General features: G+C 42.7%; 1 protein-coding gene. It reads left to right on the forward strand.

The genetic code is table 11. The annotated features are described in order from the left end of the window. On the forward strand, positions 1-262 hold a 262-nt coding region (locus WA340_RS12735; RefSeq protein WP_336129362.1), incomplete at both ends, for a hypothetical protein.

Consider the following 262-nt stretch of genomic DNA (forward strand, 5'->3'; position numbering starts at 1 on the left):
TACTGTAAACTATACGGTAGCGGATGACTGTGGGAACATAGCGTCTACTTCAGCAACGTTAACTATTGAAGATACAACTGCGCCTGACTTAGCGTTATGTTCGGATGTGGCTGATGAAACTATTGAATGTGATGGCGCTAACAACAGTACTTTAGCATCTGATTGGAATGCGGCTAATATCGCGGCTTTACAAACGTGTCCTACGGATAGTTGTGATGCAGATGCTAACTATACCGTAACGTCTGACTTCGACTTTAATAAC

Origin of the sequence: Mesoflavibacter sp. CH_XMU1422-2 (assembly GCF_037029245.1) — a bacterium.
Taxonomy (GTDB): Bacteria; Bacteroidota; Bacteroidia; order Flavobacteriales; family Flavobacteriaceae; genus Mesoflavibacter; species Mesoflavibacter zeaxanthinifaciens.